General features: G+C 68.6%; 23 protein-coding genes and 6 pseudogenes. 10 read left to right on the forward strand and 19 right to left on the reverse strand.

Annotation, left to right across the window (positions count from 1 at the left end):
* Positions 1–45: 45 nt before the first annotated feature.
* The gene (locus ACZ6B1_RS30655; protein ID WP_468783682.1) at positions 46–711 is read right to left on the reverse strand and encodes a nitroreductase; all 666 of its coding nucleotides are present in this window, start codon (positions 709–711) and stop codon (positions 46–48) included.
* A gap of 119 nt (positions 712–830) precedes the next feature.
* Here ACZ6B1_RS30655 and ACZ6B1_RS30660 point away from each other — a divergent pair.
* Positions 831–1,283, forward strand: a pseudogene (locus ACZ6B1_RS30660) (YidB family protein); the annotation flags it as partial.
* Positions 1,284–1,392: 109 nt separating this feature from the next.
* Here ACZ6B1_RS30660 and ACZ6B1_RS30665 read toward each other — a convergent pair.
* From ACZ6B1_RS30665 to ACZ6B1_RS30680, 4 genes and pseudogenes are all read right to left on the reverse strand, one after another.
* Positions 1,393–1,662 carry a hypothetical protein gene (locus tag ACZ6B1_RS30665; protein WP_468783684.1) on the reverse strand — a complete coding sequence of 90 codons (270 nt, stop codon included), beginning with the start codon at positions 1,660–1,662 and terminating at the stop codon, positions 1,393–1,395.
* 408 nt (positions 1,663–2,070) lie between these two features.
* Positions 2,071–2,316, reverse strand: a complete 246-nt coding sequence (locus tag ACZ6B1_RS30670; RefSeq protein ID WP_468783686.1) for a hypothetical protein — start codon at positions 2,314–2,316, stop codon at positions 2,071–2,073.
* Positions 2,317–2,431: 115 nt separating this feature from the next.
* Positions 2,432–2,644: a hypothetical protein gene (locus tag ACZ6B1_RS30675; protein ID WP_468783917.1), complete on the reverse strand. Its 213-nt coding sequence runs from the start codon at positions 2,642–2,644 to the stop codon at positions 2,432–2,434.
* Positions 2,645–2,771: 127 nt separating this feature from the next.
* Positions 2,772–2,873 (reverse strand): annotated as a pseudogene (locus ACZ6B1_RS30680) (enoyl-CoA hydratase-related protein); the annotation flags it as partial.
* A 5-nt stretch (positions 2,874–2,878) separates the two neighbouring features.
* Here ACZ6B1_RS30680 and ACZ6B1_RS30685 point away from each other — a divergent pair.
* Positions 2,879–3,676 (forward strand): annotated as a pseudogene (locus tag ACZ6B1_RS30685) (LysR substrate-binding domain-containing protein); the annotation flags it as partial.
* 352 nt (positions 3,677–4,028) lie between these two features.
* The gene (locus tag ACZ6B1_RS30690; RefSeq protein WP_468783688.1) at positions 4,029–4,784 is read left to right on the forward strand and encodes a DUF6585 family protein; all 756 of its coding nucleotides are present in this window, start codon (positions 4,029–4,031) and stop codon (positions 4,782–4,784) included.
* A gap of 796 nt (positions 4,785–5,580) precedes the next feature.
* On the opposite strand, the gene ACZ6B1_RS30695 is transcribed toward ACZ6B1_RS30690, so the two are convergent.
* The 4 genes from ACZ6B1_RS30695 to ACZ6B1_RS30710 form a co-directional block, all read right to left on the reverse strand.
* Positions 5,581–6,006, reverse strand: coding sequence for a hypothetical protein (locus ACZ6B1_RS30695; protein WP_468783690.1), 426 nt, complete (start codon positions 6,004–6,006; stop codon positions 5,581–5,583).
* A gap of 428 nt (positions 6,007–6,434) precedes the next feature.
* Positions 6,435–7,307: an SDR family oxidoreductase gene (locus ACZ6B1_RS30700; RefSeq protein WP_468783692.1), complete on the reverse strand. Its 873-nt coding sequence runs from the start codon at positions 7,305–7,307 to the stop codon at positions 6,435–6,437.
* 441 nt (positions 7,308–7,748) lie between these two features.
* Complete coding sequence (locus tag ACZ6B1_RS30705) at positions 7,749–8,261, reverse strand: hypothetical protein (RefSeq protein WP_468783694.1); 513 nt, start codon at positions 8,259–8,261, stop codon at positions 7,749–7,751.
* Between the two features lie 220 nt (positions 8,262–8,481).
* A complete protein-coding gene (locus ACZ6B1_RS30710) occupies positions 8,482–9,045 on the reverse strand; it encodes a hemerythrin domain-containing protein (protein ID WP_468783696.1) in 564 nt (187 codons plus the stop codon).
* A gap of 218 nt (positions 9,046–9,263) precedes the next feature.
* Here ACZ6B1_RS30710 and ACZ6B1_RS30715 point away from each other — a divergent pair, with 218 nt between their 5' ends.
* The 3 genes from ACZ6B1_RS30715 to ACZ6B1_RS30725 all read left to right on the forward strand — a co-directional run bounded on the left by ACZ6B1_RS30715 (position 9,264) and on the right by ACZ6B1_RS30725 (position 12,698).
* Entirely contained in the window at positions 9,264–9,581 is a 318-nt protein-coding gene (locus tag ACZ6B1_RS30715; RefSeq protein WP_468783698.1) for a DUF6924 domain-containing protein, read from the forward strand.
* A 655-nt stretch (positions 9,582–10,236) separates the two neighbouring features.
* Complete coding sequence (locus ACZ6B1_RS30720) at positions 10,237–11,319, forward strand: hypothetical protein (protein WP_468783700.1); 1,083 nt, start codon at positions 10,237–10,239, stop codon at positions 11,317–11,319.
* An 800-nt stretch (positions 11,320–12,119) separates the two neighbouring features.
* Positions 12,120–12,698 carry a GNAT family N-acetyltransferase gene (locus ACZ6B1_RS30725; RefSeq protein WP_468783702.1) on the forward strand — a complete coding sequence of 193 codons (579 nt, stop codon included), beginning with the start codon at positions 12,120–12,122 and terminating at the stop codon, positions 12,696–12,698.
* Between the two features lie 39 nt (positions 12,699–12,737).
* On the opposite strand, the gene ACZ6B1_RS30730 is transcribed toward ACZ6B1_RS30725, so the two are convergent.
* From ACZ6B1_RS30730 to ACZ6B1_RS30760, 7 genes and pseudogenes are all read right to left on the reverse strand, one after another.
* A complete protein-coding gene (locus tag ACZ6B1_RS30730; protein ID WP_468783704.1) occupies positions 12,738–15,575 on the reverse strand; it encodes a type 2 lanthipeptide synthetase LanM family protein in 2,838 nt (945 codons plus the stop codon).
* Between the two features lie 101 nt (positions 15,576–15,676).
* Entirely contained in the window at positions 15,677–15,877 is a 201-nt protein-coding gene (locus ACZ6B1_RS30735; protein WP_385015158.1) for a DUF6229 family protein, read from the reverse strand.
* A 156-nt stretch (positions 15,878–16,033) separates the two neighbouring features.
* Positions 16,034–16,159: a hypothetical protein gene (locus ACZ6B1_RS30740; RefSeq protein WP_468783919.1), complete on the reverse strand. Its 126-nt coding sequence runs from the start codon at positions 16,157–16,159 to the stop codon at positions 16,034–16,036.
* A 166-nt stretch (positions 16,160–16,325) separates the two neighbouring features.
* Positions 16,326–16,415 (reverse strand): annotated as a pseudogene (locus tag ACZ6B1_RS30745) (hypothetical protein); the annotation flags it as partial.
* Between the two features lie 164 nt (positions 16,416–16,579).
* A pseudogene (locus ACZ6B1_RS30750) lies at positions 16,580–16,690 on the reverse strand (aldehyde dehydrogenase family protein); the annotation flags it as partial.
* Between the two features lie 72 nt (positions 16,691–16,762).
* Entirely contained in the window at positions 16,763–16,990 is a 228-nt protein-coding gene (locus ACZ6B1_RS30755; RefSeq protein WP_468783706.1) for an aldehyde dehydrogenase family protein, read from the reverse strand.
* A gap of 77 nt (positions 16,991–17,067) precedes the next feature.
* Positions 17,068–19,251 (reverse strand): MMPL family transporter, encoded by a 2,184-nt coding sequence (locus ACZ6B1_RS30760; protein WP_468783708.1) that lies wholly within the window; start codon positions 19,249–19,251, stop codon positions 17,068–17,070.
* 213 nt (positions 19,252–19,464) lie between these two features.
* Between ACZ6B1_RS30760 and ACZ6B1_RS30765 the strand changes: the two genes are divergently transcribed.
* The 3 genes and pseudogenes from ACZ6B1_RS30765 to ACZ6B1_RS30775 all read left to right on the forward strand — a co-directional run bounded on the left by ACZ6B1_RS30765 (position 19,465) and on the right by ACZ6B1_RS30775 (position 22,562).
* A complete protein-coding gene (locus tag ACZ6B1_RS30765) occupies positions 19,465–20,262 on the forward strand; it encodes a DUF427 domain-containing protein (RefSeq protein ID WP_468783710.1) in 798 nt (265 codons plus the stop codon).
* Positions 20,263–20,402: 140 nt separating this feature from the next.
* On the forward strand, positions 20,403–21,347 hold the full coding sequence (locus ACZ6B1_RS30770) for an MBL fold metallo-hydrolase (protein WP_468783712.1): 945 nt from the start codon (positions 20,403–20,405) through the stop codon (positions 21,345–21,347).
* A gap of 431 nt (positions 21,348–21,778) precedes the next feature.
* Positions 21,779–22,562: pseudogene (locus ACZ6B1_RS30775) on the forward strand (TIGR03084 family metal-binding protein).
* A 154-nt stretch (positions 22,563–22,716) separates the two neighbouring features.
* Here ACZ6B1_RS30775 and ACZ6B1_RS30780 read toward each other — a convergent pair.
* Positions 22,717–22,866 carry a hypothetical protein gene (locus tag ACZ6B1_RS30780; protein ID WP_468783714.1) on the reverse strand — a complete coding sequence of 50 codons (150 nt, stop codon included), beginning with the start codon at positions 22,864–22,866 and terminating at the stop codon, positions 22,717–22,719.
* 20 nt (positions 22,867–22,886) lie between these two features.
* On the opposite strand from ACZ6B1_RS30780, the gene ACZ6B1_RS30785 reads away from it, so the two are divergent.
* Positions 22,887–23,612, forward strand: coding sequence for a DUF2625 domain-containing protein (locus tag ACZ6B1_RS30785; protein ID WP_468783716.1), 726 nt, complete (start codon positions 22,887–22,889; stop codon positions 23,610–23,612).
* Positions 23,613–23,913: 301 nt separating this feature from the next.
* Here the strand turns inward: ACZ6B1_RS30785 and ACZ6B1_RS30790 are convergent, their stop codons facing one another.
* A complete protein-coding gene (locus ACZ6B1_RS30790) occupies positions 23,914–24,051 on the reverse strand; it encodes a hypothetical protein (protein ID WP_468783718.1) in 138 nt (45 codons plus the stop codon).
* Between the two features lie 60 nt (positions 24,052–24,111).
* Entirely contained in the window at positions 24,112–24,633 is a 522-nt protein-coding gene (locus ACZ6B1_RS30795) for a hypothetical protein (protein WP_468783720.1), read from the reverse strand.
* Positions 24,634–24,818: the final 185 nt, after the last annotated feature.

Consider the following 24,818-nt stretch of genomic DNA (forward strand, 5'->3'; position numbering starts at 1 on the left):
TGAAGACGATCTCTAGGCCTGCCCTGTCGGTTCGGCCGTCAGCGGTCACACTCCGATGAAGATCACCGTTTCCGTCATGTCCGCCCGCCCGGTACGCAGCCTTGGCACGCCTTCCTTCTCAAATCCCACTGAGATGCCGCAGTACAGCACAAGCTCGTCATCGGCTCCGACTGTTCGGCTGACGGTCTTGCGGTACATGGTCCACATCACCTGGGGGCAGCTGTGCAACCCTTCCGCCCTCAGCAACAGCATGACCGTCTGCAAGTACATCCCCGCATCACCCCACTGTCCGGGCCCCATCGTCCGGTCGAGGTAGCAGAACAAGACGACCGGCGCTCCGAACGCCTCCGAGTTCAAGGTAGCGATCTTCCGGGGCCGGTCGGCGTCGTCGCGCTCAATCCCCAGCGCTCCGTATCGCTGAGCCGCCGCAGCGGAGAAGCGGTCCAGATACGGCGAGGTCAGTTCGTCCGGGTACATCGGATACTCCCGCTCATCACCCGGGTCTCCCGCCAGTGCCCTGGCCGTCGCGCGCCTCTTCAGTTCGGCCAAGGGTTCGCCGCTCACGACATACATGTGCCACGGCTGGAGGTTCCCGCTGGACGGAGCCCGCGTTGCTGCGGTCAGCACTCGTTCGAGGACCTCCTTGGGCACCGGCTCATCGCTGAACGCCCGTACGGCCCGGCGGCTGTCGACGGCCTCATACACATCCACGTCTTCGCGTCCTCTCATTCAACCGGGCCCCTCCACCGTATTCAGCGGTCAGGACCGAGCATCGCTGGGGGCTGGACGACGTTCCGACGATCAGTCAGTCGTTGATACGACTATGAGGAGTATTGGACAGGATCCGCGTGCCGCGGCTGACCTGCGGCAGGCCGCGCACCAAGCCGGGCGGTGTCAGCGCCTACAAGGGCTACAGCAACCGCCGAACCCGCCGTTACCCGTGCAGACGAGGAGTCCGGCACGTCATCCCGGAGAAGGCCGACCAGTGGGCCGGTGAAGGCGCTAACGAGCCCCATCAGTGGCGAGACATCGCCGCCCAGATCGCACCGGATGAGCTGAGCGCCCTGGCTGAACAGGCCGGCCTGAGTGAAGCGGAGGTCGCGGCCAACCTCGCCGAGGAGATCCCGCCACTGGTTGATGCCCTTCCCGCTGAGGCAGCCAAGGAGGCCATCTCCCCGGCGCAGCCTGTGCTCGTACTGTCCCCAACGCTCCAGTGCGCGAGTACATCCGTCATCGCGCAGGCAAACCTGCTTCCGAGCGCCGTTCTGAAGCTTCTCCAGTAGCCAAGTAGAGCAAGGTCCAGGGCACGGAGCCACAGTCGGTGACGACCGCGTGCGGCGGCCCCGACCGGGGGCGGGGCCGCCGCACAGCGGTGTTCACGTACTGCGGGGCTCAGCTGCGGTACATCACGTAGAGCTTGCTGTTGTGGGAGGCCGCTGACGGTTCGTCCAGGGGCTTCGCCAGCGCTTGCCAGCCGACAGAATTCAAGGCGCCCCAGTGTTGGGATTCTCGGCAGAAGCGCAGCGGGCCCTCCGTATCGCGGTGGAAGACCCACAGGTCGTCCTGATGGACGGCGAGGGCAGGGCCGTGCGGGCTGGGCCACGCATTGATGGTGCCGACGTCACCTCGGTCCAAGAGGTGCCGTTGCTGGTGGTCGCCCATCGCAGTACGTCGTCCCTACCGGTCAGGGCGAGGTGGGGCTTGCCGCTGAACTCGCAAAGCGCGACCGCGTAGAGGGAAGCCCACCCGTGGATCTGTTGGGGCTCACTCCAGGTCGTTCCGTCCATGACCGTCCACATCACCGCCTGGTCGGGCCGGACATACACGCAGTGGAGCTTGCCCTTGAACGACGCCAGCGCGGGCGCGGTCATGCTGTCCCACGGAAGCGTGACCGGTACTGACCAGCCGGCAGTGAGGCCACTGCCGGTACGCACTGCGTACTCCAGGGCTCCTACGGGGAAGGGCAGTCGTTCTCCTGGGAAACACCCATATTCGTCCAGTAGAGATTCACGGACAACAGGCGGCCGCCACAGCTGACTTCGAGCATTGCCAGTCTCCCCTGACGCCGCCTCACGGTCCCTGCTCGGGATCGGGACCGGCTGCCGCACCGTGCGGGGCGGAGGGGTCGTGCCGGGCACGCACGGCCGGCAGGGCCGTGAGCATCGCGTCCCGCCGAGCGCTCAGCTCGTCGACCCTGTCCTGCAGGGCGGGCGTGCACTCGGGGACAGGGCAGGCGCAGTAGCGGGCGGCGGCCTCGAGGCACGGCGGACGCTCGGCCAGCGCCGAGGGCATGTTCTCGTGGACCGCCGTGGTCACCTCCGGGCGGGCCTGCTGCGATCTGCTGCACTCAGTGCCTGGCCTGCGCACTCGGGCGGCACGGCCTGTGCCACCAGCAGACGAGACGCTGCCGGCGTGAACGAGCCCAGTCGCCTCATCGCGTGTCCGGCTCATTGGGCGGGACGATCTCCCGCTTGACGATCTTGCCGGTCGGTCCCTTGGGGAGTGCGTCCACGAACCATACCTTTCGCGGATACTTGTACGCGGCGACCTCTGCCGTGTCGTGGCCGCCGAGCTGTTCCGACTCACCGCCGATGACGTGATTTTCGGTGGGCTGCCACTGGCTGCGCACGTTCGCCGGTCGCATCTCCGCCAGCCGGCGTCCCGCACTGGTCTGCGCGGAACGCCACCTTCGGCCAGACCGAGGTCCACTACGGCATCGTGCCGCCCGAAACGGCCGCCGGGCAGAGATGACCAACAGCCCTTTCGGAGACGCAGGCGAGTGCCATCTCGGTTCCTCCGCCCAGCGCATAGCCCTCGACGGCGGCGATGAGCGGGGTCTTGATCCGGGCGCGTGTGATGCCGGCGAAGCCCCGTCACCCAGATCCGCCAGCTGGAACGGGGACTCGGCGCCGAGCTGTTCGACCGGTCGGCCCGCACCGTCACCCTCACGGTCGCGGGAAAGGCCGCGCTCGAACACGCCCGCTCCGCGCTCGCCGCCGCTGGGGCGGTCGGCCAGGCGTTGGGCGAGGTGACCGACCTGATCCGCGGTCGGCTCACCGTCGGAATGGTCATCGGCTGCACCCTCACGCCGCTGTTCGACGCCCTCGCCACGTTTCACCAAGCGCATCCCGGCGTGGAGATCTCACTGGTGGAGGACAGCTCCGACCGGCTCATCGAGAAGGTGCGCGCCAGCACCATCGACCTGGCACTCATCGGGGCCGCAACCGCCACCCCCGACGGGCTGGACGCGCTGACCCTCATCAGCGAGCGGCTCGTCGCGGCAGTCCCGGCCGGTCACCCCTTGGCGAAACAGCGACGGGTCGCCTTGCGTGACCTAGTTGCACACCCGATCGTGTGCATGCCGCGCGGCACCGGCATGCGCACGGTATTCGACCAGGCCTGCGCCGCACAGAGCCTCCAACCCACGATCGCACTTCAAGCCAGCGCCGCCGACGCCATTGCCGATCTCGCCGCCCGCGGGCTCGCCGTAGCCATCCTCAGCGACTCCATGGCCGCGCGCTACCGTGACCGGCTCACCGCACACACCATCGATGACGTCGATACACCCGCAATGCTCGCCCTGATCTGGAAGAGCGCGCACAGTCCCGGGATACGTGAGTTGCTTGCGTACAGCCGGCAGGCATTCATCAAGCCCGGGGATGACTGGGTCCGGTAGGTGGGTGCGGTCGCCGACCGCGGATCCGTTGTGGCGGATACTGCGGGCTCCCATCCCGCACACCATCGACCCAGGCAGAGCCGAGCAGACGCGGCCCATGGCGTCCAGGTCGTTCGTACAGTGGCGCGCTCCATCTGGACGCCATGAACCACTCCCGCTCCACGGTGTGTGGGTCGACGGCGTACGGGATGGGAGCTGGGGAGAGTGCTGGGTGCAGGTGAGACGGAAGCTGTGGATCCTCGGCCGGCGTGCCGGTTCCGGTGGCCGCCAAGCCCCCCGACGCGTACCGCTGTCGGGTCCGACCGCACAATGGTCACTGAATTTCTGAAACACCAAGTATGGAGCACAACTCATGGTGAAATCCGCCGCTCAGCAAGACTCCGGGCAGTCATCAGCCCCCCCGACGGCACCTCTGGGGACCGAAGGGCTCGGACAACTGCGTGAGACGTTCCTGCCCAAGCGTGTCGGCCCTGTGCGGATCGCTGCCCTTCTGCTCATGGGGACCGTTTCCCTGATCCTTCCTCCCCTGGGCGCTTACTTCCTCTGGCTCGCCGCCCAGACGCCCAATCTCTCGCGCAAGCAGGCCGGCCGCCGACTGCACCTCCTCGAACATGGCCTGGCCGAGGTGGGGAAGAGCGGCGAAGTGTCCGTTTTCCGCTGGGACACGATGACGGTGCTTCAGGAGATCACCGAGCGGTACGCAAACGGCATATATGTCGGCACCACCTACGTCTACACGCTCTATCGCGCGGACGGTACGACGCTCAAGGTGACCGGCTTCTACGACCAGCCCGAGCGCTGGGGCCCGGCGTTGCAGCAGGAGATCACCCGGGCACAGCTCCCCGGACTACTCGCCGGGCTGGAGCAGGGCGGGACCCTGGCCTACGGGGAGCTCTCGGTCAACCTGGGCGGTGTGGCCACCTCAAAGGACAGCCTGACGTGGCCGCAGATCGAGAAGGCCGAGCTCTCACAGGGAGTGCTGGTGCTGCGCAAGGCCGGCAAGAAACTGCCCTGGGCAAGGATTCCGGTCAAGAAGATCCCGAATTTCTTCCTCTTCCTCGCCCTCATGGAGCAGCTCCGATACGGCGGCCCGCGCCAGGACGCCTGACGGCCGGAGCGCGGTCAAGGGCAACGCATGGAGGGGCAGTCGCAGATGTGGAGCCCTCCCCAGCCGGCGTACTGCTGCTAGCAGCGCACGGCGGGAAAGAACGGGGAACCACGTCGAGCTGCCGTCTCACCAGGTCAACCGCCATCCGCATCCACGATCTTCCAAACTAGTGCTACAGGGTGACGCCCACTGCTGCCGCGTGGCTGTGAAACCGGCCGACGACAGCGCCAGGAGTGAGGATGATCGCCTCATGCATATGCGACGAGAGGCCCGCTGGATCCTGTGGGGCCTGTGGCTTGCCTGTCTGGGGTTCTCCACATGGATCTTCGTGGAGGTGATCCGATTGTTCTTGCAGGCCGAATCATGGTGACCTCTACACAAGCCCCTCGCTAGGACCGGGCATGCGGAGGACTCTGACACCAGCGTCTGACACCAACAAGGGCGGACAGCGACGGCCGGCGCCGGGTCCAAGCGGACCATCCGTCGAGGTGCCAAGGCGGTTGCCCAGTGCTGACGGTGCCCCGTGATCGACCTGATAAGGATGGGGCCGCACCTCAAGTGCCGTGCCCTACCGGCCGGACCGCCATCGGCCGCGGGCCGGCCCCCTCTCAGCGGGCCGCAGCGAGGACCTCGATCCAGATGCGGCGGCGGCCGTGCTCGATGACACTGCGGAGCTGCTCCGCGCGGCAGCAAACGCCAGCTCCTCGGACACTGCGACCCCATCTGCAACCCGCCGATCTATGGGGTGCGGGCGGACGGACCGTGTCTAGGGGGGTTCACCTGTGTTCATGGACGGTTAGCTGACGCGACTTGGCCAGGGGTGTCCGTCGGCGGACCGATCCTCAGGTCGGCCTGCTCGAACGAAGTCGCGATACTCGTCCTGGGCCAGAGTCTCATTGACCCACCTCCACCGCACTGCGCCCGTTACCTGCTCGGCAGCCGCCAGTGCGGTAGATGGGCGCTCTGCCGCGGCCACGAGTCGGCCGAACCCTTCCTCGTCCTCGTCGGCATTGAGTGGTGGGAACTCGACCAGGTCGAAGAACCTCTCATGGCCGACGTCCTCGACGGTATGGACGTAGACCTCATATGACGCCTTCGTTGGACGGACCTCGACGTACCTGACCCCAAGCCGTCCCGAGGCGCCGGTCGCACCGAGGAACTGTTCCACTGGCCGGCCTCGCTCCAGGGCCCCGATGATGAACACTTCTGCCAGGTAACACATCCAGCCAACCCTACCCAGCGTGAATGACCCGCCGTGCTGACAAGCTCTCAGCTTGGAAAGCTGCGGTGATCTACAGATGGCTGATCGGCCGACCTGGGCCGGAAACGGTCACGGCGTCCGATCACCAACCACAGGAGTCGCGGCCGGTATGTTCCTCCCAGATGCCACCGACCAGCACCTGCACCCTGTGCGCGTCGTCGCCCACTGAGAACCGACACCGAGCCGACCTCGTTGGACAGCATCAAGCTCCGGTCTCACCACCCGTCGACTGCTGTTGATGCTGTCCACTCTTCCGGGTTCAGCGGTCACGCAGACTCCGAACTGCGAGTCACCCCGGCCTCGCGGACCAGCCCAGGAGGAAAGCCCGACCTCGCTGACATCTCAGATACGCGTCGTCTGCGGGTGGCCGACTTCGACACGTTGAGCCGTCACGGCAGCGGCGTTCCACCGGTGGCGTTCAAGATCTCCGCCGTGATGAAACTCGCCCGCTCAGACGCAAGGAAGACGTACGCGGGCGCCATCTCGGCGGGCTGGGCCGGCCGCCCCAACGGGGCCTGCTTCCCGAACTCTTTCGTGTCGGGAAGCGTCGCCGGGATCAGCGGCGTCCACACGGGTCCAGGTGCCACGGCGTTGACCCGGACGCCGTCGGACGCGACCATCTGCGCCAGCCCCTGGGTGAATGTGACGATCGCCCCCTTGGTCGTTGCGTAGTCCAGCAGGTGCGGACTGGGCTTGTAGGCCTGCACCGAGGTGGTGTTGATGATGGAGCCACCCTCCGGAATGTGCGGGAGCGCCTTTTTGCACAGCCAGAACATGCCGTAGAGGTTCGTCCGCAGGACCCGGTCGAACTGATCCGTGGTGATCGCCTGGATGCCGTCCGGCTGTGACATCTGGTAGGCGGCGTTGTTGACGAGGACGTCGATGCGCCCGAACTCGCCGACGGCACGTTCGATCAGCCGGTCACATTGCTCCTCCTTCCGGATGTCGCACGGCACGGCGACCGCTTTGCGGCCCGCTTCCTCCACGAGCCGCGCCGTCTCATGAGCGTCTTCTTCCTCCTCTGGAAGATGGGAGAAGAGAACATCAGCTCCTTCGCGGGCGAAAGCGAGGCACACAGCACGGCCGATGCCCGAGTCTCCGCCGGTCACCACCGTCGCCCGGTTCTCCAGCTGTCCGCTGCCCTCGTAGGTATCCTCGCCGTGGTCAGGCGGCGGGTCCATGGGGCCGGTCCAGCCTGGGTGCTGTTGATCCTGGTCAGGGAAGTCGGGCTCGGGATACTTGTGCACGGGATGCTGGCTCATGCAATCCCCTTTCGGGCAAACGCTCCGTGACACACGGGGCAGCGACACTTCGACGGCCCCCGGGTTGCCACACACACCACCGGGAAACGGTCGGGGTGCGCCGGCTGGAGATCGGAGCGGCGGCCGAGGTGCGCCGCCCCGCCGCAGGGGGTATCGCCGTCCAGGCGGAGGCGAAGAAGTCCGCCGGCGTCGGTGTCCCCGAAGCTGGTGCTGGGCACGCAGGCGTCATCTACGGCATGCAGGGCAGCCACTGCGGACCGAACCGAAGCTGGGCCTCGAGCCACGGTGCCGGATGCGGCCGCCTGAGCCGAGCAGGGGGGACAGCCGCCCGCCTGCCCGCCTGAGCCGAGCAGGGGGGCACAGCCGCCCGCCTGCCCGCTTACGGCAGGCGACGACCTGCTCGCTCTGCTCAGCCTCCGCCGTCGCGCCGCGGCAAGGAGATCACGTCAGTCCAGCGCGGTCGGTTTCCAGGAGTTCCATGAGCTGGCGCCGGTGCAGGCCGGCGATGCTCTCGAGCAGGTCGGGGTGGCGGAGCAGGGGGGCGGCTTCGGTGTCCCGGCGGCTGGGGTCGGTCAGCCGCAGTGGGCTGCCGGCTTCCCCGTGGTGCTCGGGGGCGGTGATGGCGTGATGGGCGCGGGCGGCCAGGGCGAGATCAGCCAGAAGGCAGGCTGCCCAGCTGACGACGGTCTCGTCGACCCAGGTCCGCCAATCAGTGTCATCTGGATGCGGGTCGCATCCGGTGAGCCAGTCCAGCCGGTGGGATCCGCTCGGGGCGAGCAGGTGCAGGAGCTGGACGTCAATGCTGGTGGGGTAGCGCAGGACGGCGGCGAGCGTGGCGGCCTGTCGGGCCTGTGCCTCGGCCAGTGCCCGGCTGAGAGCGCCCGGCGGGGGCGGGTAGGCGGCCAGCAGCCAGCGGGTGGAGGCGGCTATGACAGGTGTCAGGTCGTCGGGCACGGCGGGCGTTCCTTGAAAGCGTGCTCACCGGGGGCCGGTGATCGGCTCCGCGAGCTGCGTCGCGGAGCCGCGCTGCCCCGCTCGTGAACGCACCACGGTAAGCAACTGTGCAAGCCGGGAAAAGGGCCCAGGTCACACCACAGCTGGTCGGGGCCCGGGGCCCGGCTCGAAGGTCTGCGAGCCGGGCCCGAACAGCCTCGTCTGTCGACGGCTGTGGGTGTCAGGATTTGCCGCGGCCGGTGACGAAGTCGCGGGCCCGGTCCACCAGGCCGGCACCCGGAGCGAGAAGTTTGTTCGCCGGCGGTGTGTCGGGAGCGGAGGGGTGCGGGCGGGTGGGGGCCATGGCCTTGGCACGCCTGATCTTGTCTCCGAGATCATTCAGTGCCTCGGATGAACAGGCCTGGCGCAGCATCGGGAAGAGGTTGTTCTCCTCGTCCTGGACGTGGGCGGTCACCTCGTCCATGAGCTGCGGCAGCAGCGGGCTCGTCGGGAGGTCGTCCGTGCTTGTCTTCTCCAGCTCCTTGAGGATCATCTCAACCTTTCTGTGATCCTCAATCTCCTTGTCTGCCATCCGGTCGCCGCCCTCGATGTGCTCGCGCACCGCCGGATACAGATGCTGCTCTTCGGCCACTGAGTGCCGAACCAGCTCGATGGTGATCTCGTCCACCAGGTTCCGGAGTTCCTGCCCGCTGCCGGTCGTCATCCCCTGGAGCCGGTCGAACATCTCCTCGACCTCCCGATGATCAGCCATCAGCTCGTCGATCACGTTTCCGCCATGCCCCATCGTCCAGCCGCCTCTCACTGGTCGCGCAGGCGGGACCATCCCGCCCACCAGACAGGTGTGCCCATCCGACGCGGATCATGCAGGCCTGTCTCCCCCTCCTCATACGATCGGACGCACCTCGTCACCCTTGTTTCATGGGGTTGGCGGACGTACGCATCAGGCGGCCTGCATGAGACTGACGGACTAGGACGGAATCAGCGGAAGAGAGAGATCGCGAGATGCCTCTGCCTCAGCCCGATGACCTGACCTCGCTGGTCCTGCGTACCCACCTCGGTGACGAGGGAGCTTGGGACGCGGTTCGAGTCGCACTCGACGCAGCTTGTGAGTACACCCATGCCACGTATGTCAGCGAGCTTCGCTTTGCTGGCGTGGAGGTCCAGGCCTTGTTGGCTGAAGAGGCTGCTGCGGGCGAAGACGACCAGCTGATCTACATGTTCCTCGCTGACGCATCCGCGGTGCAGGATCCGGGTCACCCGCTTCTAGCTGCGGACCTCTCGGACGAGCCCGGGCGGACGTTCAGGGTTCCCGCTCGGTGATTTCCTGACATTTCAGTCAATGAACGCTTTCAGCGTTGCCTCTCCGGGGTGAGGACGGCTTTAGCGATGACGCGCCTGGCAGTGCGGGCGAGATCCACAGAACCTCGCCGGTCGGATCGATGATGAGCTGGATCGCCGTGGAGATCCATGACATGGGGTGATCACGTCACCTGCCCCTGGCCGGCCCCCACCCACCGGCGGCAGCAACGGCTCGATCACCGCCCACGCGGCATCAGGAATCTGCCCATCTCCCACGACCAGCCCACCGATCGGGTGATCGGAAAGCCGCGCTTGGGACTGCGGGTCACACAGTCATGGAATCGCCCTGACCTGCTCGTCCAACCGATCCCATGTCCAGAACCACCTCAGCGGTCGGACCCGGTTGCGGGATGAGACGAGCCGTTTCATCGTGGAGACGAAGGCCTTGCGAACGCGAAGATTGTCTGGGTTAGCGACCCCAGGATCCCCGTTTACGGCAGGCGCGGCGGGCGCGATGCGTTGATGAGACAGGCACTCCTATTAGCAACTCTCGTCCTGAGTTGCGACGTTGCGGCCCACCGAAGGCCGACCCTGTTTCACAGAGTCAGGCTGAATGGAGCACACCATGACTGACGACTCCGTCGGCCCTGTACACACAGATAAGGAGCAAACGACCATGGAAATGTTCACCGGTGCCTATCCGGACAACCTTGAGCCGGAGGGTGACCCGGGACGCAATAGGAGCATGCAGGACGCACTCGATTCGTTCATGAACGGACTGTCGGGCTCAGACCTCACAGCGCTGGAGCGGGTGGGTCTCACCGTAGTCGCACTGACGGGCAACGAATCACTGCCATGGGCCGGGCATCGCCACAATGAGGTCCACTATTCCGCGAGCATGGTCAAGCTCTTAGCCATGTATGCCGCACATACACTCAGATTCTTCGCTGAAGGCCTGCGCGCTTCCCAGGCACCCGCCACATCGGATGACTTCTTTGCAGCCCTGGCAAGCCAGTTCAACGGTGAGATCCGCAGCGCCACGCCTGCGAAAATCCTGGCGACCTACCCGAACGAGTCCGACGAAGCCAAGATCATTCCTGCATATCAGACGGTTCTCGAACCGCAGCTCGACGTGAGCGGGACGCCGGTCGGCGTCGACTTCACTTTCGGCTACCGGACCCAGCTCCGAGGAATGCTCATCCAACAGCAGGACGCCCCTGCGGCGGAGTGCATCCACGGCGTCACCTTCGGGTTCATGAACGCCAAGGCCGGTGACGACGGGTTCTTTGATGAAGCGAACCAGCGCGGCATCTGGCTTGCCGGCGACTACATCGGGCAATGGACCCCGGTGACGATCGCATCCGTCAATGATGCGCTCGTTGCCCAGGCCACGACAGCTGTGGACATGGCGAAGCTCCTCACGCGAATGTTCTCCGGAACCTTGGAGAGCGGCAGCCTCACCGACCTGATTCCCATGCTGACGCCGGGCGGGCGGAGTTGGTTTCATCAGCTGTTTATCTGGCCTAACGGGGATATTTCCGCAACGCACTCGAAGGTTGGAATCGGTCCGCTTAAGCGGAACAGCGCCGGCGTGATCGAGCGGGTGGTCTCGGAGGCGCTGATCGCACATGACAGAGGCCGCGACATCGATTTTGCAGTGATCTGGCAGAACCTGAAAGTGCCGGGGAATCCCACGATGCCCGAGTTGATGCCGGTCGCCAACATGGTCGAGACGACGATCAAAGCCTTCCAGCCGTAGTGCTGCGATCCTCTGCTGGACGAGTGGAAGCATGCGGTGCGCCGCGACTGCGGTCGACACGTTCAGTGGCAGCACCATTCGAGCTTGCCGAACCGGAGGACAGGGGGAAACCGACGGAATTCGCTGCATCCGGGCCGCATGCCCCGCACCGGGCCGGATCGGCCACGCGTCCGCCCCGGTCGAGTGCGGGCAACTGGTCACCTGGGCGTGGCTCGCCGGAGTAGGGGTCCAACCCCGCCTTCCAGCGGCGTTGTTCCTCAAGCCAGTACACGTAGCGCGGAATGTTCACGGCCGCAGCGAGCATCGGCTCGCGCCATGTCAGGTCATGGGCGCGGCATGCGGGATTTGGGGAGTGTCAGGCGCCGCGTACATGCTGACCGTCGCCGAGACCACGAGAATCCGTAACCGTTGACGCCGTCCCGTCTGGCGGTGTTCTGACCAAAGAAGGCTCAACTCTCCACCGCAGGCTGGTGCGCAACTCTGAGCACGGGCCCTCGGCCGAATCCCGGGTGGGCGATGAGCGACCGGGTGCCGAAGATGCTGACTGGCACCTCCCCGGCCGCCCTGGCGCGGAGCATGGTGGGAAGCTGACGGCGGGGGTACTGCCGGCGCGGCTGGAGGAGCGGGAGATCACCGGGCAGGCCGAAGGGGCTCGGGAGAGGGTCGTGGAGCTGCCTGCCTCCGGGGCGCTCGGTCGTGCCGATGAGCGGACGCGTCGTTCTACCGGCCCCTGAGAAAACCCGTTGTGAGTGGCCCGCATCGGATGTCTGATTGATCGGCCACCGCTCAGGGGAGGGAACATGAGGACATCGCTGCCCACCCCCTCGTTGCACACCGCTCGCCTTCGACTGCGTGCCTTCGAAGACGCGGATGCGAACGACCTCTTCGCACTGCACAGCAGCGCGTACGTGCTGCGCTACTGGGACTCGCCACCGTGGAGCGAACGCGTGCGCGCCGAGAAGTTCATCACAGCATGCCGGCAGATGGCACAGGACGGCACCGGGGCGCGGCTGGCCGTAGATCGGGTCTCCGACGGGGCGTTCATCGGCTGGTGCAGCCTGACCAGGTGGAATCCGGACTACCGCAGCGCGTCGCTCGGCTATTGCTTCGACGAGGCAGCGTGGGGCCACGGCTACGCGACCGAGACCGCGCGCGCTCTGCTGCGGTGGGCATTCGACACGCTGGACCTGAATCGCGTCCAAGCTGAGACCGATACGCGCAACGTGGCTTCTGCCCGCGTGCTGGAGAAGCTCGGCTTCGTTCGTGAAGGGACGTTGAGGGAAGACTGCGTCGTCAACGGCGAGGTGTCTGACTCGTGGGTCTACGGGCTGATCAGGCGGGAGTGGCAGCCGTCGTCCGAGCCGGTTCCCGGCCACTGAGTTTGCCCTGCGACGGGCTGATCCGGGGCCCCCGGCGGGTCAGTCGAGGAGTAGGGGATCGGGCAGGGAAGCCTTCGGGTGCATGCGCAGCAGCGTGTGCACGACGCCCGCGAGCCCTGACATGAGGCTCGGGGAGAAGGCTTCCCGGGCCAGCCCGCCGACCGGGCCGCGTTGTTCCAGACTGGTGAGGATCTCGCCGTCCAGCTCGGCGCGCTCGCCGAACTCCATGGCGGTGAGGAACTGCCACAGCCCCAGGTCCCCGTGGCACAGTGTGTGGCTCCAGCCGAAGCCCTCGGCGGCGCAGGCGGCCGCAGCCCGCCGGGCCATGTCCAGGCAGGCTGGATCGCCGGTGCGCCGGTGGAGGTCGAGCATGCCGATCCCGATCCCGGCGCTGCCGTGGCACCAGCTCGTGAAAAAGTCCTCCTCTGCGCCGACCCGGACGTCCTGCCAGTTGCGGGCTCCGGGCCGCCAGAGGGACTCCTGGTAGGCGAAGGCCCGCTCGGCGAGCCGGCTCCAGTCACGCCGCTCGGCCACTGACCCCGCCTCGCTAAGGGAGAGCCGGGCCAGCGCCCAGCCGATGCCGGTCGCGCCGTGGGCGAAGCCCCCGATGCCCTCGGGGTTGAGCCGGGTCGTCCAGCGCGCGCCGCTCGCGTCCACGGCGGCCAGCCCGATCAGCCTTCGCCCTATGTGCGCGGCGGCGGCCAGCCAGCGGTCCTGTCCTGTCGCCTCGGCCAGGTCGAGCAGCGGGACGATGCCGCCGGCTGCCCCGTTCAGCAGGTCAACCTCGATGTCGTCGTCGACGAGCGGGCCCTCCAGCAGCTCAGCCCGGCCGGCCGCCCGCCCCAGCAGCCGGTCCTCGCCCAGCACCCGGTGCAGCGCCAGCCAGGTCCACACCTGCGACGCGGCGCCGCTGAATGCCCCGGCCGAGGGGGTCGGCGTCCGCTCCTCGGTGAGGGCCAGCACCCGCAGCGCGCCCTCGAACGTCTCGGCGACGCCCGGCACCTCGTCGGCTCGTCCGGCGCGCGCCTCGGTAAGGTACTCGGCGAGGGTCAGGGCCACCCCGCCCTGCCCGGTGTACAGGTCGGCGGGCAGCACCCGGATGGACCATCCCGCGGGTGTGAAGACCGGACTGATCCAGGTGACCGTGCCGTCCTCGCCGCGCACCGCGCCGTCGCACAACCGCCGCACCATCCGCGCGGCCAGCTCCCGGCGCCGCCGCTCCGCGTCGCGTGCGTGCGGATCGCGCGCGGCCTCCTGCACCCGCGCGGGCAGCGAGCGCTCGTTGAGGTAGGCACCCACCAGCGCGTCCTGGATCACCGACTCCTCCAGCGCGAGGTCCGCCGTACGCCAGTCCTCGAGCGTGGCCCGTACGGCCGCCGCGTCGACGGTGAAGGTGAACATGGGGACATCGCCGACCAGGAGATCCGCGATCTCGCCGTCGATCGTCTCCCGGTCCGTCGGCGCGCCGGGCAGCACCTCGGCGTTGCGCCGCAGGATGTCCCGGGCCCGTTCCACGGCCGCAGGCTCGTCGTGCAGCGACGCCGGGTGCCACAGCATCCGGCCGATGTCGACGTACGCCTGCGTCGGCCGCAGGATCCGGCGCGCCCGGGCACCCTCGAAACGGCGCAACAGCCGGCAGGGGTCGGTCCCGGGCCGGCGCAGGTGCGCGGTCATCTCCTTGAAGCCCGCGAGGACCCGGTCCCAGTACGCGCTCAGCACGGGGTTGGGACTGGGGTGGTTGCCCGCACGTGGCATGGCCACCAGGTCCACCTGGAAGCGTGCCGCCGCGGTGCCGCCGTGCGCGATCACCGGGTTCGGGATCAGCGGCTGCTGTCCGGGCAGCGCCCCGACCCCGGAGATGTCCACCCCGCCGAGCGCGAAGCCGGTGCCGCGCACGGGCAGCAGCCCGGTGCGCAGCACCGTGCGGCGGATCGCGGCGGCCGCCACGTCCACCGCGTCGCCCCGGCCGCTGGGCGGGAAGGGACCGGGGGCGTCGAAGAGCGTCTCGGCGTCCACGATCACGGGCACCGGGCCTGCGGCGATCATGTTCTCGGCGTGCATGTCGGTGCCGCCGGTGAAGCGCAGGACGGCCAGCCAGTGACCGATGTTGCGGTAGAACGCGGCGAGTTCGGTGTCGTCGGCGCAGTAGCGGTGGCCGACGAACTCGGCCCAGCCGTAACCTCCGCGCCCCAGCATGCGCGGCACCCGGATGCGTTCCCGGGGCGCCGGGGCGCCGGGGAAGTCGGCGTAGATCTCGTCCAGCAGCCCGCCGAGCGCCACGTCGGTCTCCGGCGGACGCGGCTTGTACATCACGGTCCCGCCGGCGAAGTCGGCCCGGCTGACCGTAAGGCCGCCCCGGTGGCTGTCCCCCGCCCCGAACGTGACGGCGCGCAACTCGCCCGCCTGCTCCCCCAGCAGCCGGCGGAGCAACACCCGGTCCTCGGCCAGCCGTTGCGCGAAAGCGGTCGTCGCCGCCACCGACAGGCGGGCCACCGAGGCGACGCGGGCTGCGGCGGTCGGGTACCGGCCCGCCAGCCGGTCGAGGTAGCCGTCCTCCCCGGCCTGCTCGATGAACTCGGTCCAGGTCCGTGTGTCGGTGCCCGCCCCCGCGTCCTCGGGTACGGCTCCGCCCCCGGCCGTCATGCGCAGCGCGTGCAGTTCGATCAAGAACAGGCGGGACAGTTTGGCGTGCAGGGACCGGAGCAGCGCGGTGTGACCGGCCTCCAGCACCGTGACGCGCTCCGCGCGGCTCAGGTCGTCCACGGCGGCCAGCCGCCGGGCGAGCTCGTCCCGCCACGGCCGGGCGATGTTTCGTACGGGCCGGGCGAACCACTCGGTCTCGCCCGTCTCCTGCCGCTGTGCCACCGGTCCGCTCACCGTTCGCCGTCTCCCTCACACCACGTCCACGCCCCGCTGGGGCCCCACCGACAGGACGGGGAAGCCGCGCCGCCTCGCGCACGGCTCCCCCACTCACCCGATCAGCAGCACCAGCTGCCGTGCGACCCGCTCGGGCTGGAACAGAAGCCGTACAGGGAGTCGCTGGGGTCGGTGAGCGCGGCCTCCGTGGCGGCGCCGCCGACGTACAGCGGGCCGGCAGGGTTGATCTGGCCCTGGGCGCTCTCGGCGCCCGACAGCCAGGCTTCGAGCACGGCGGCGGTGTGAACACTGGACTGCGGCATCTACGGCCTCCGGAGGGTGAGTTCGGGCGGACTGCCCGGCCTCCCGAGTATCGCGACATCCGAACACCCGTCAGATGCCTGATCCGGCCACAGTCCGCCGGTAATACTGATGCCCCCCACAGGAAACCGGGGCGGTACGGCGCGCCCGCCGCCCCCTCACAACATGAGGTGCTTGACCTGCGTGTAGTCGAGCAGTCCGGTGAGGGACGGATCGCTGCCGCAGCCGGAGTGACGCACTCCACCGAGGGGTATCTCCGAGGCGTTCGTGCCATGGATGGTCACCCGGACGATGCCGTATGCAACGCTCGGCTCGCGCGCATGGCCCGGTCGTGGTCGCGGGTCCACACACTTGCGGCCAGAGTCTGCGGAACGGTGTTCGCCATCCGAAATCCTCGGCCTTCCGCGTGAACGGCTGGATCGTGACGACCGGACCGAACACCTCGCCGCGGACGATTTCGTCCTCCTGCCTGACACCGGCCACCACCGTGGGCTGGTGGAAGAAGCCGGGGCCGGGCAGCGCCAGGCCTCTGGGGACCACCCCGGCATGGTCCGGGAGCCTGCTCCGGCAGGAGTCGTAAGGTGGCGAGTTGGGCGGCGCCGGCGAGCGGGCCGAAATCGGCGTGCTCGTCGTCCGGAGCGCCCGGCGTCCGCCGCGCTGCCCGGTCGGCGAAGGCCTCGAGGAACACCTCCGTGGGCCCCGTGGTGCACGAGGATCCGGGTGGCGGCCGTGCAGTCCTGGCCCGCGGTGCAGAAGGCCAGGGACGACAACTGCTCGACCGTGTCATCGAGACCAGCGTCCTCGTGGACCAGCACCGACCGCGTTGCCGCCGGTTTCCAGGTGCAGGCGCCAGAGGGCGGGGGCCGCCATGGCGGCGCGATCTGCTGTCAGGCCCAGACGCCTGCGGTGACGGCCAAGAGACGGACACAGGGCTGGGCGACGCGCAGGCCGCCGGTGTCGCGGTCGCCGCACACCACGTTGAGGACACCGGGCGGCAGGTGCGCGGCGGCCGGCCGGGCCGGCAGCACGGCGGAGGACGGCGTGCCGTCGGACGGTTTGAGACCCTCACCGCAGAACCCCCAGCCCCGTCCCTGCTGCCCCCGGCGCCACCTCACGGAAGCCCTCGGGCCCCGGCCGAACGGGAGCGGCCCCGCCGGAACACCGCCCGGCGGGGCCGCTCGTCGCGCTGCCGCTAGTTGCCGCGGCCCGCGGAATCGTGGGCGAGGCTGTCGCGGCCCTCGCCCCCGTGTGCCGGGTCCGCACCGGCGGAGCCGGTCCCGGTCCCGGCGGCCCGGTCACCGTGCCCCGGCCACCAGGCCGCGTGCCCGATGAGCGCCGTGAGACTGGGCGTGAAGAACATCGACATCACGAAGGCGGCGACCGCGATGCCGAAGGAGACGGCGAAACCCATCTCCGTGAGCAGCGAGTTGCCCGCCAGCATCATCGTGGCGAAGGTGGCCGCCAGGATGAAGCCGGCCGCGGCGACGGTCGGCCCGGCGTGCCGGAGTGCCATGCCGGCGGCCTCGCGGGGCTCGCGCCCCTCGCGGGCCTCCTCGCGCAGCCGGGCGATCATGAGGATGTTGTAGTCGGTGCCGATGGCGACCACGAAGAGATACATGATCACCGGCAGCATGAACATCAGGCCCGAATGCCCCTGGCCGTTCTGGAAGATCCACACGGTGGCACCGAGGGTGGCGCCGAAGCCCAGGCCGACGGAGGCCATCAGGTACCAGGGTGCGACCACACTGCGCAGCAGCAGCCCCAGAATGATCATGATGAGGATCGCGGCGACGGGGAAGACCGTGCGGTAGTCGTGGTTGACCGCGGCGTCGATGTCCTTGTAGATCGAGGACATGCCGCCGACCAGGGCCTCGGTGCCGTCGGAGGCGTCGGCGTGGGCGACGTCGCGCACCCGGCCCACGGCGTCGATGGCCTTGTCCGTCGACGCCTCGTACTTCAGCGTGACCGTGAAGTCCGCGGTCGTGCCCGCCTTGTTGACCTGGGTCATCCGGGCGTCCGCGACCCCGTCCACGGCACGGAGCTTGCGCGCGTAGGAGTCGAACGCGGCCCGGTCCAGCGGCTTGCCGTTGGTGCTGGACAGGTAGACGTCGGTGGGAGCGGCCGCGCCCGCCGAGTACGCCTTCTGCATCTCGTCCTGGGCGACCATGGACTCCTTGGTCTTGGGCATGGAGCCGGACGCCAGGTCGAAGGTGGCGTTGAAGTTGAGAATGCCCAGCGACAGCACGGCCAGGACGAGTCCGGACAGTCCGGCGGTCAGCGCCGGGCGGCGCTGCACCCCGCGGCCGAGGGCGGCGAAGCGGGCGTTCTCCGGTTCCCGCTGCCAGGACTTGGACGGCCAGAAGACTTTCGGTCCGATGAGCGAGACCACGGCCGGGATCAGGGTCAGGCCCGCGACCAGCGTGGCGGCGACCGCGATGGCGAGCGCCGGTCCCATCTGCTTGAGGAAGCCGAGTGTGGACAGCACCAGCGCGAGGAAGGCGATGATGACCGCCCCGGCGGCCGAGGCGATGGCCTCACCGACCCGGTCGACCGCGTTGACCATGGCCTGCTTGGGTTCGTCGCCGGCGCGCAGGCGTTCGCGGTAGCGGAACATCAGGAACAGGAAGTAGTCCGTGCCCACGCCGAAGAGTACGACGATCAGGATCGACGAGATCGAACTGTTGGCCTGGAGGTCGAACAGCTTGGTGGCATAGGCGATCAGCCCGTTGGCGACGGCGGACACCAGGCCGATCAGGATGAGCGGCAGGATGGCGAGGATCGGCGCCCGGAAGATGATCAGCAGCGTCACCAGGATGATGACGAAGGTGCCGATGCCGATCAGTGCCTGTCCGCGTTTGGACGAGTCCTGCTGGTCGAGTGCCTGGGCCGCGGAGCCGCCCAGTTTGACCTCCAGGTGCGTGCCCTTGGCGAGTTGCTTGACGTCGTCGCGCAACACCTTGGCCGCGTCGGCCTGTTCGGGCTGGCCGGCCTTCTTGCTGTCCATCTGGACCAGGGTCAGGTCGTACCTGCCGTCCTTGGACGGCTGGCCGGGGACGACCTTCTGCACCTGGTCGATGTGCTTCTTGCCCAACTCGGCGGTGATCCGGGCTACGTCCTGCTTGTCGGCGTCGGTCAGCCGACCGCCGTCGGTGCGTTGGTACAGCGCGATCGCGGACGGCGTGAAGGCGCTGGGGAACGCCTTCTGCTGCAGGTCCGCCGCTCTGATGGACTCGTAACTCTTCGGCAGGAAACTGCTCTCGTCACTGTTCGAAGGCAGGCCGGGAGCGGTGGCGACGATCGCCACCGCGGCGATCAGCCAGGCCACGATCGTCCAGACGGGATGTCGGACGACAGCGTTGCCTATGCGTCGGAACATGCGGGGGGTCCTCCTGGACAGGAAGATCACCGCAGCCCGGGGAGCGGTCCCCGGCATCGGCGACCCCGGCCGGCGCGCGTCCAACGCACCGGCCGAATGGTTGTCTTAGGGTCACAGAGTAGTGACCACGCAAGGGGATCATTCCAGCAGGCGCGCCACGGCACGACCGGATATCGGGCGGCGCCGCCGGCGGGGCCGGAAGGAGCACCGGACATGACCACGAACAGCGTCTCGGGGCCGCCGCACCGCACTCCCGAGGGCATCCTCTGGGAACCCAGCGGCCGCTGGGTGCGCGGCCGTACGGCCGGGGTCACGGTCGTCGACAGCCGCCGTCCCGTCCTCGTGTGGGAACCCGGCGTACCGGTGCCGCTGTACGCCTTTCCGCACGGCGAGGTCCGCGAGGACCTGCTGCGTCCGGCGCGGAACCCGCCCACCGGGACCCACACCGGGTCGACGGTCTTCTACGATCTGGAGGCCGGCGGCGCGTCGCGGGCGAACGCCGCCTGGACCTTCCCCTCGGACGCCCTGGCGGACCACATCGCATTCGAGTGGGCCTGGCGCACCGGCACCGGCCTCGACCACTGGTACGAGGAGGAAGAGGAGATCTTCGTGCACCCCCGCGACCCGCACAAGCGGGTCGACGCCCTCCCCAGCAGCCGGCACGTCCAGGTCGAGATCGGCGGCACACCGGTCGCCGACACCCGCCACCCGGTCCTGCTCTTCGAGACGGGCCTGCCCACCCGCTACTACCTTCCCCGCGAGGACGTCCGCCTGGACCTGTTCGAGCCCACCGACCACAGCACCGGCTGCCCCTACAAGGGCACCGCCGCGTACTGGTCCTGGCGCGGCGGGGACGACGTCCCGGCCGACGTACTGTGGAGCTACGCCGATCCGCTGCCCCAGGTGGGCGCGGTCAGGGGGCTGCTCGCGTTCTATAACGAGGCGGTCGAGATCATCGTGGACGGCGAACGACTGGAACGCCCGGTCACCCACTTCACCCGGCGCTCCTGAGGCGCCGGCCGCCGGTCGCCCCGGGTCGGGGTACCGGCTGGTGGATCTCCGGTGCGATGATCCCCGCGGAGTTCGACGAGTCCGGCCGGGAGTTACCTTCCCGCTCGGGGAGATTCCCTTCCTCCTGACAGGAGTTCGCAGTGAGCAGTGTCCACCACGACGTCAACCTCCTTCCTCCGCCCCGAGTCGAGGAGGTCAGCGAGAACGTCTTCGCCTACGTACAGCCCGACGGCAGCTGGTGGATCAACAACACCGGATTCCTCGTGGGGCGGCGCGGCGTGATCAGCGTGGACGCCTGCTCGACCGTGCGGCGCACGCGGGCCTACCTGGACGCGATCGGCACCGTCACGTCCCAGCCGGTACGGACCCTGATCAACACCCACCACCACGGCGACCACACCTTTGGCAACCACCTGTTCGACGGCGCCACCATCGTCGGCCACGAGGCGACCAGGACGAGCGTCCTGCAATGGGGCGAGCCGGGCGCGGCGGCCGCGTTCTGGACCGACGTCGAGTGGGGTGACGTCACGATCGAACCGCCCTTCCTCACCTACACGGAGGGCGTCACGGTGTGGTCCGACGACCTGCGCAGCGAGGTGCGCCACGTCGGCACGGCCGCCCACACCACCAACGACTCCATCGTCTGGCTGCCCGAACGGGGGGTCCTGTTCAGCGGCGACCTGCTGTTCAACGGCGGCACGCCCTTCCTGTTGCAGGGCTCCGTGGCCGGTGCCGTGAAGGTGCTGGAAGAGGTGGTCAAGCCGTTGGGCGCGACGACCATCGTCCCCGGCCACGGCGGGGTCACCGGTCCCGAGCTGATCGACGAGGTGCTCGGCTACCTGCGGTTCGTGCAGCGCACCGCCCAGGCGGGTCGCGAAGCCGGGCTGACGCCCCTGGAGACCGCCCGCGAGACCGACCTGGGCGAGTACGCCGGGCTGCTCGACGCCGAGCGCATCGTCGGCAACCTGCACCGGGCGTACGCGGAGCTGGAGGACGGCCCGCTCGGCCGGACCATCGACGCAGCGGCCGCCCTCGGCGACATGGTCGCCTACAACGGTGGACGCCCCCTCACCTGCCTGGCCTGAGGGCGAGACCTCGCCGAAGACCAGGAAGCACCCTGCGAGCCGTCCGTGAGCTTTGCCCAGTAGGCGCTGGAGGGTGGCGGGTGAGACGGAGGCGATGAGGCCAGGGCACCGGACCACCTCACGCAGCACGCACGCCCGGCACCAGACGCAGAACACGGGTGAGGAAGAGCTGACGCCGCCGGGCACGGCTACTGGCGCGGCCCATCTGCCGGCGACCACTGCGGTCTCGACGGCACCCAGCGGGTGCTCGGCCTCGGCGCCGCCCCTGGCAACTCCGAGCCGACTCCGCCGAATCCGCTCCCTGCCCGACGGCACGTCAGGCAGGGAGCGGAACATGCCGAGGCGACACCAGCCGCCGTCGCAACCTCGTGGCGCGAGTACTGCGCCTGACCAGGCGATCATGCCGGTAGTGGTCAGGAAGGGGTTGGACCATGGCGCACATGTTGAACTACAACCGCGCCGTCCCCGATGTAGATGACGCCGATGTCCTGTCCGCGCTGGTGGCTGAGGGCGACGAACTCGATGTCCTGGTCGAGGCAGTGGACGACTGGTCCATACCGACACCGGCGCCGGGCTGGACGGTCGCCCACCAGATAGCCCACCTCGCCTGGGCGGACGCGAACGCACTCAGCGCCTTACGCACTCCGGACGCGTTCGACGCCGAGCTCAGGCGGGCGGAAGCCGAAGGCAGCGGGTACGCAGACAGGGCCGCCGCCGAGGGAGCGGCCCTACCGCGGTCAGTACTCCTGGACGAGTGGCGGGCCGGTCGAGCGGAACTGGCGGCGGCACTGCGCGACACGCCATGGAACCACGCATTCCCCTGGTACATGTCGAAGGTGACCCCCGCTCTGATGGCGCCACTTCGTCTGATGGAAACCTGGGCACACGGGCAGGACGTCTTCGATGCGGTGGGCGTGGCGCACCGCCCGACGGATCGACTTGCAGCACGTGGCGTCGCTGGGGGTGTTGGGACGGGGGCTGTCCTTCGCCGCCGTCGGACTGCCTGAGCCGGCGGACCCCTTCCGCGTCGAGCTGACGGCACCTGACGGACGGACCTGGGTGTGGGGCCCCGAGGCCGCCGCGCAACGGGTACAGGGCGGCGCCATCGACTTCTGCCTGTGTGTCACCCGGCGTCGCCCCTGGTCCGAGACCGACATGACGGCGACCGGCGAGGACGCTCAGAAATGGCTGGAGGTGGCGCGCGTCTTCCTCTGAAAGCGTGTCGGGGCTTTGGGCCGTGCGAGACCCGTGACGGTTGCGATCTGCCCTCCGGACACGGCGACGGTCCCGGAATGATCGCGTCGTGTGTGCCGGTGCGACAACTCCGAGGCCGTCGGCGACTCACGCCAGGCCGCGAACCAGTAGCGCCCTACGCGCCTTCTTCCTTGCCGGAGGCGATCAGTCCGCGGCACGGGTGGGCGCCCTCGCCGGCGCCGGTGGGGTGGGGCACGGCGCCGGACCCCCGCGAAGGCTCCCTGGCCTCGGCGAGCGGTGGCACCCTCACGGCAAGCTTGAGCATGTCGATGCGATCATCCTCGGATGCGAGAGATCGACGAGTTGGCCGATGTGGATGATCCGGCATGGCCTGAGCTTCAGGAGGCGCTTGCGGCGACAACCGTGCCCGCGGAGGTGCTTCCTGCCGACCGGCGTGAGGGACGTCGGTGCCTCTTGCAGATGCAGGTCACGGCGCGATCGGTACTCGGTGCTCTCGTTCTGAACACGGGCGGGTTGCTCCTGGACGATGGGTGGGTTCGAGTGTTCGGCGGTGGTTCAGCCGCTGAGGGGACTGTGCCGAGCCTGGGGCGGATCAACAGGTTTCCCGCGGTCTTCGATCCCGCGTGGCATCCTGCGACTGGTCTCGTCGCCGCCCACGACGTCGTGGGCGGGGTCTTCGCGCTGAACGGCCATGACCCTTCGGCAGCGGGCCGGCCGGGGGTTCCCGGGCAGATGACCTACTTCGCTCCTGACACGCTTGAGTGGGAAGCCATGGATATGGGCTTCTCCGAGTGGGTTTCCTGGCTGCTCTCGGGCCGACTGGAGACGTTCTATGACGGCCTGCGCTGGCCCGGTTGGCGCCATGAGGCGGCCGCCCTCGCCCCGTCCCAGGGAATCACCGTGTTTCCGTTCCTGTGGTCGAAAGAAGCCCAAGCGGATCTCGCAGCCACGAGCCGACGGGCGGTGCCGATCCGTGAGGTCATCGGGGTGGCAGCCGATTTCGCCCGGCAGATGGGGCCGGCAGATCCCGGATTTCTCGGCGAGGCGTGAGGTGCCTCGGTCGGACCTCTGGGCCGCCAATCTGACGTGAGACTTCCGGATTCCCGCACTCATGGGCAGTGCCGGCTCTGCGGTGTGGGCGCCCCTGCGCAGCCTCCGTCAGGCCGTGCGGGTCAGGAAGCGGCTGGGAACGCTGCGGCGCGACCGATGGCCTGGGCGCCGAACTCGTCCCAGACCCGGTCGATGGCGGCCTCGGCCACCAAGCGGGCCTCGCCGGAGTGGTCGAGGGTGATCTGCTGGGCGGTCTCGGTGTCGGTGTCGTGCCGCTCTTTCCGCCGCAGTCGGAGCCCGGTCAGGCGTCCCCCTGTAGTCCTGCGGCGTCCATGAGCCCGTAGGCGGCAGTGCGCAGGTCGTCGTGTGAAGACGGCTCGGACAGGCGGCACCTCTTGTTCCATCGGCTGGTCCCGGCGAAGGCCAGGGGCAGCGTCACGGCCTGGGGCGACTGTCTGCGGCGGCGCAGCGTCCGTCCGGGGCGAACGACGAGTGCGGGTCAAAACCTGGGCGCGTCCGGCTTCGGCTTCCGTTTCACGTCGGCCAACTTCACGTCCTCCGCCTCCGGAGCCCCGAACGCTTCGACGGTCGCCCCGCTGCTGGTGCCGGTGACCTCCAAAGCCAAGTGGTCGCCCATGAAGCGCAGGTCGAGCCTTGCCCGTGGCGCGCCCGCATGGCTCGGCATCTGGTGAATCCGCGATGCCGGGTAGTCCAGGCCCGTCAGCTTCTTATGCATGGCCTGGTAGCTGGTCGTTTTCGTGTTCTTGAACGCCTCGCTGACTCGCTTTGCGTGTGCTCTGCCGCCGCACTTCTCGATGTCGGTCAGCGGCACTTCCCGGAGCGACTTGAGCTTGGCACGGGAAGGGGTCGACTTCGGCGGCTCGGGAGCATCCGAGGGATCGGCGTTCTGAGTTCCGCAGCCGGACAGGACGACGCAGCCGAGCGCGGCCACCAGAACAGGCTTCGAGAGGGATGTCGACCGCATGCACGAAAGATGCAGGACGCTGATCACTGCCCACATGAGTACCCGTACTCACCTTCACCCGAGTAACTCCCGCCGCACTCAACCTTGACCAGGGGAATCGCCGACGGCAAAGCCTGGGTGCCACGAGCCGGCTGCGGCGGCCTGGTGTGCCCGGGCGCGACCCGCGCGATCGTGGGCGCCGTTGCGCGACGTGGGGATCACATGATGTGACCGCAGGGGCT

The sequence above is a fragment of the Streptomyces sp. NPDC041129 genome (genome assembly GCF_055592265.1).

What these genes read in the sequence shown, in the direction of transcription:
- ACZ6B1_RS30665 (WP_468783684.1), bottom strand. Translation starts at nt 1,662, where the DNA reads ATGGGCGACCACCAGCAACGGCACCTCTTGGACCGAGGTGACGTCGGC.
- ACZ6B1_RS30675 (WP_468783917.1), bottom strand. Translation starts at nt 2,644, where the DNA reads ATGCGACCGGCGAACGTGCGCAGCCAGTGGCAGCCCACCGAAAATCAC.
- ACZ6B1_RS30690 (WP_468783688.1), top strand. Translation starts at nt 4,029, where the DNA reads ATGGTGAAATCCGCCGCTCAGCAAGACTCCGGGCAGTCATCAGCCCCC.
- ACZ6B1_RS30695 (WP_468783690.1), bottom strand. Translation starts at nt 6,006, where the DNA reads ATGTGTTACCTGGCAGAAGTGTTCATCATCGGGGCCCTGGAGCGAGGC.
- ACZ6B1_RS30700 (WP_468783692.1), bottom strand. Translation starts at nt 7,307, where the DNA reads ATGAGCCAGCATCCCGTGCACAAGTATCCCGAGCCCGACTTCCCTGAC.
- ACZ6B1_RS30710 (WP_468783696.1), bottom strand. Translation starts at nt 9,045, where the DNA reads ATGGGGCATGGCGGAAACGTGATCGACGAGCTGATGGCTGATCATCGG.
- ACZ6B1_RS30715 (WP_468783698.1), top strand. Translation starts at nt 9,264, where the DNA reads ATGCCTCTGCCTCAGCCCGATGACCTGACCTCGCTGGTCCTGCGTACC.
- ACZ6B1_RS30720 (WP_468783700.1), top strand. Translation starts at nt 10,237, where the DNA reads ATGGAAATGTTCACCGGTGCCTATCCGGACAACCTTGAGCCGGAGGGT.
- ACZ6B1_RS30725 (WP_468783702.1), top strand. Translation starts at nt 12,120, where the DNA reads ATGAGGACATCGCTGCCCACCCCCTCGTTGCACACCGCTCGCCTTCGA.
- ACZ6B1_RS30735 (WP_385015158.1), bottom strand. Translation starts at nt 15,877, where the DNA reads ATGCCGCAGTCCAGTGTTCACACCGCCGCCGTGCTCGAAGCCTGGCTG.
- ACZ6B1_RS30760 (WP_468783708.1), bottom strand. Translation starts at nt 19,251, where the DNA reads ATGTTCCGACGCATAGGCAACGCTGTCGTCCGACATCCCGTCTGGACG.
- ACZ6B1_RS30765 (WP_468783710.1), top strand. Translation starts at nt 19,465, where the DNA reads ATGACCACGAACAGCGTCTCGGGGCCGCCGCACCGCACTCCCGAGGGC.
- ACZ6B1_RS30780 (WP_468783714.1), bottom strand. Translation starts at nt 22,866, where the DNA reads ATGCTCAAGCTTGCCGTGAGGGTGCCACCGCTCGCCGAGGCCAGGGAG.
- ACZ6B1_RS30785 (WP_468783716.1), top strand. Translation starts at nt 22,887, where the DNA reads ATGCGAGAGATCGACGAGTTGGCCGATGTGGATGATCCGGCATGGCCT.
- ACZ6B1_RS30795 (WP_468783720.1), bottom strand. Translation starts at nt 24,633, where the DNA reads ATGTGGGCAGTGATCAGCGTCCTGCATCTTTCGTGCATGCGGTCGACA.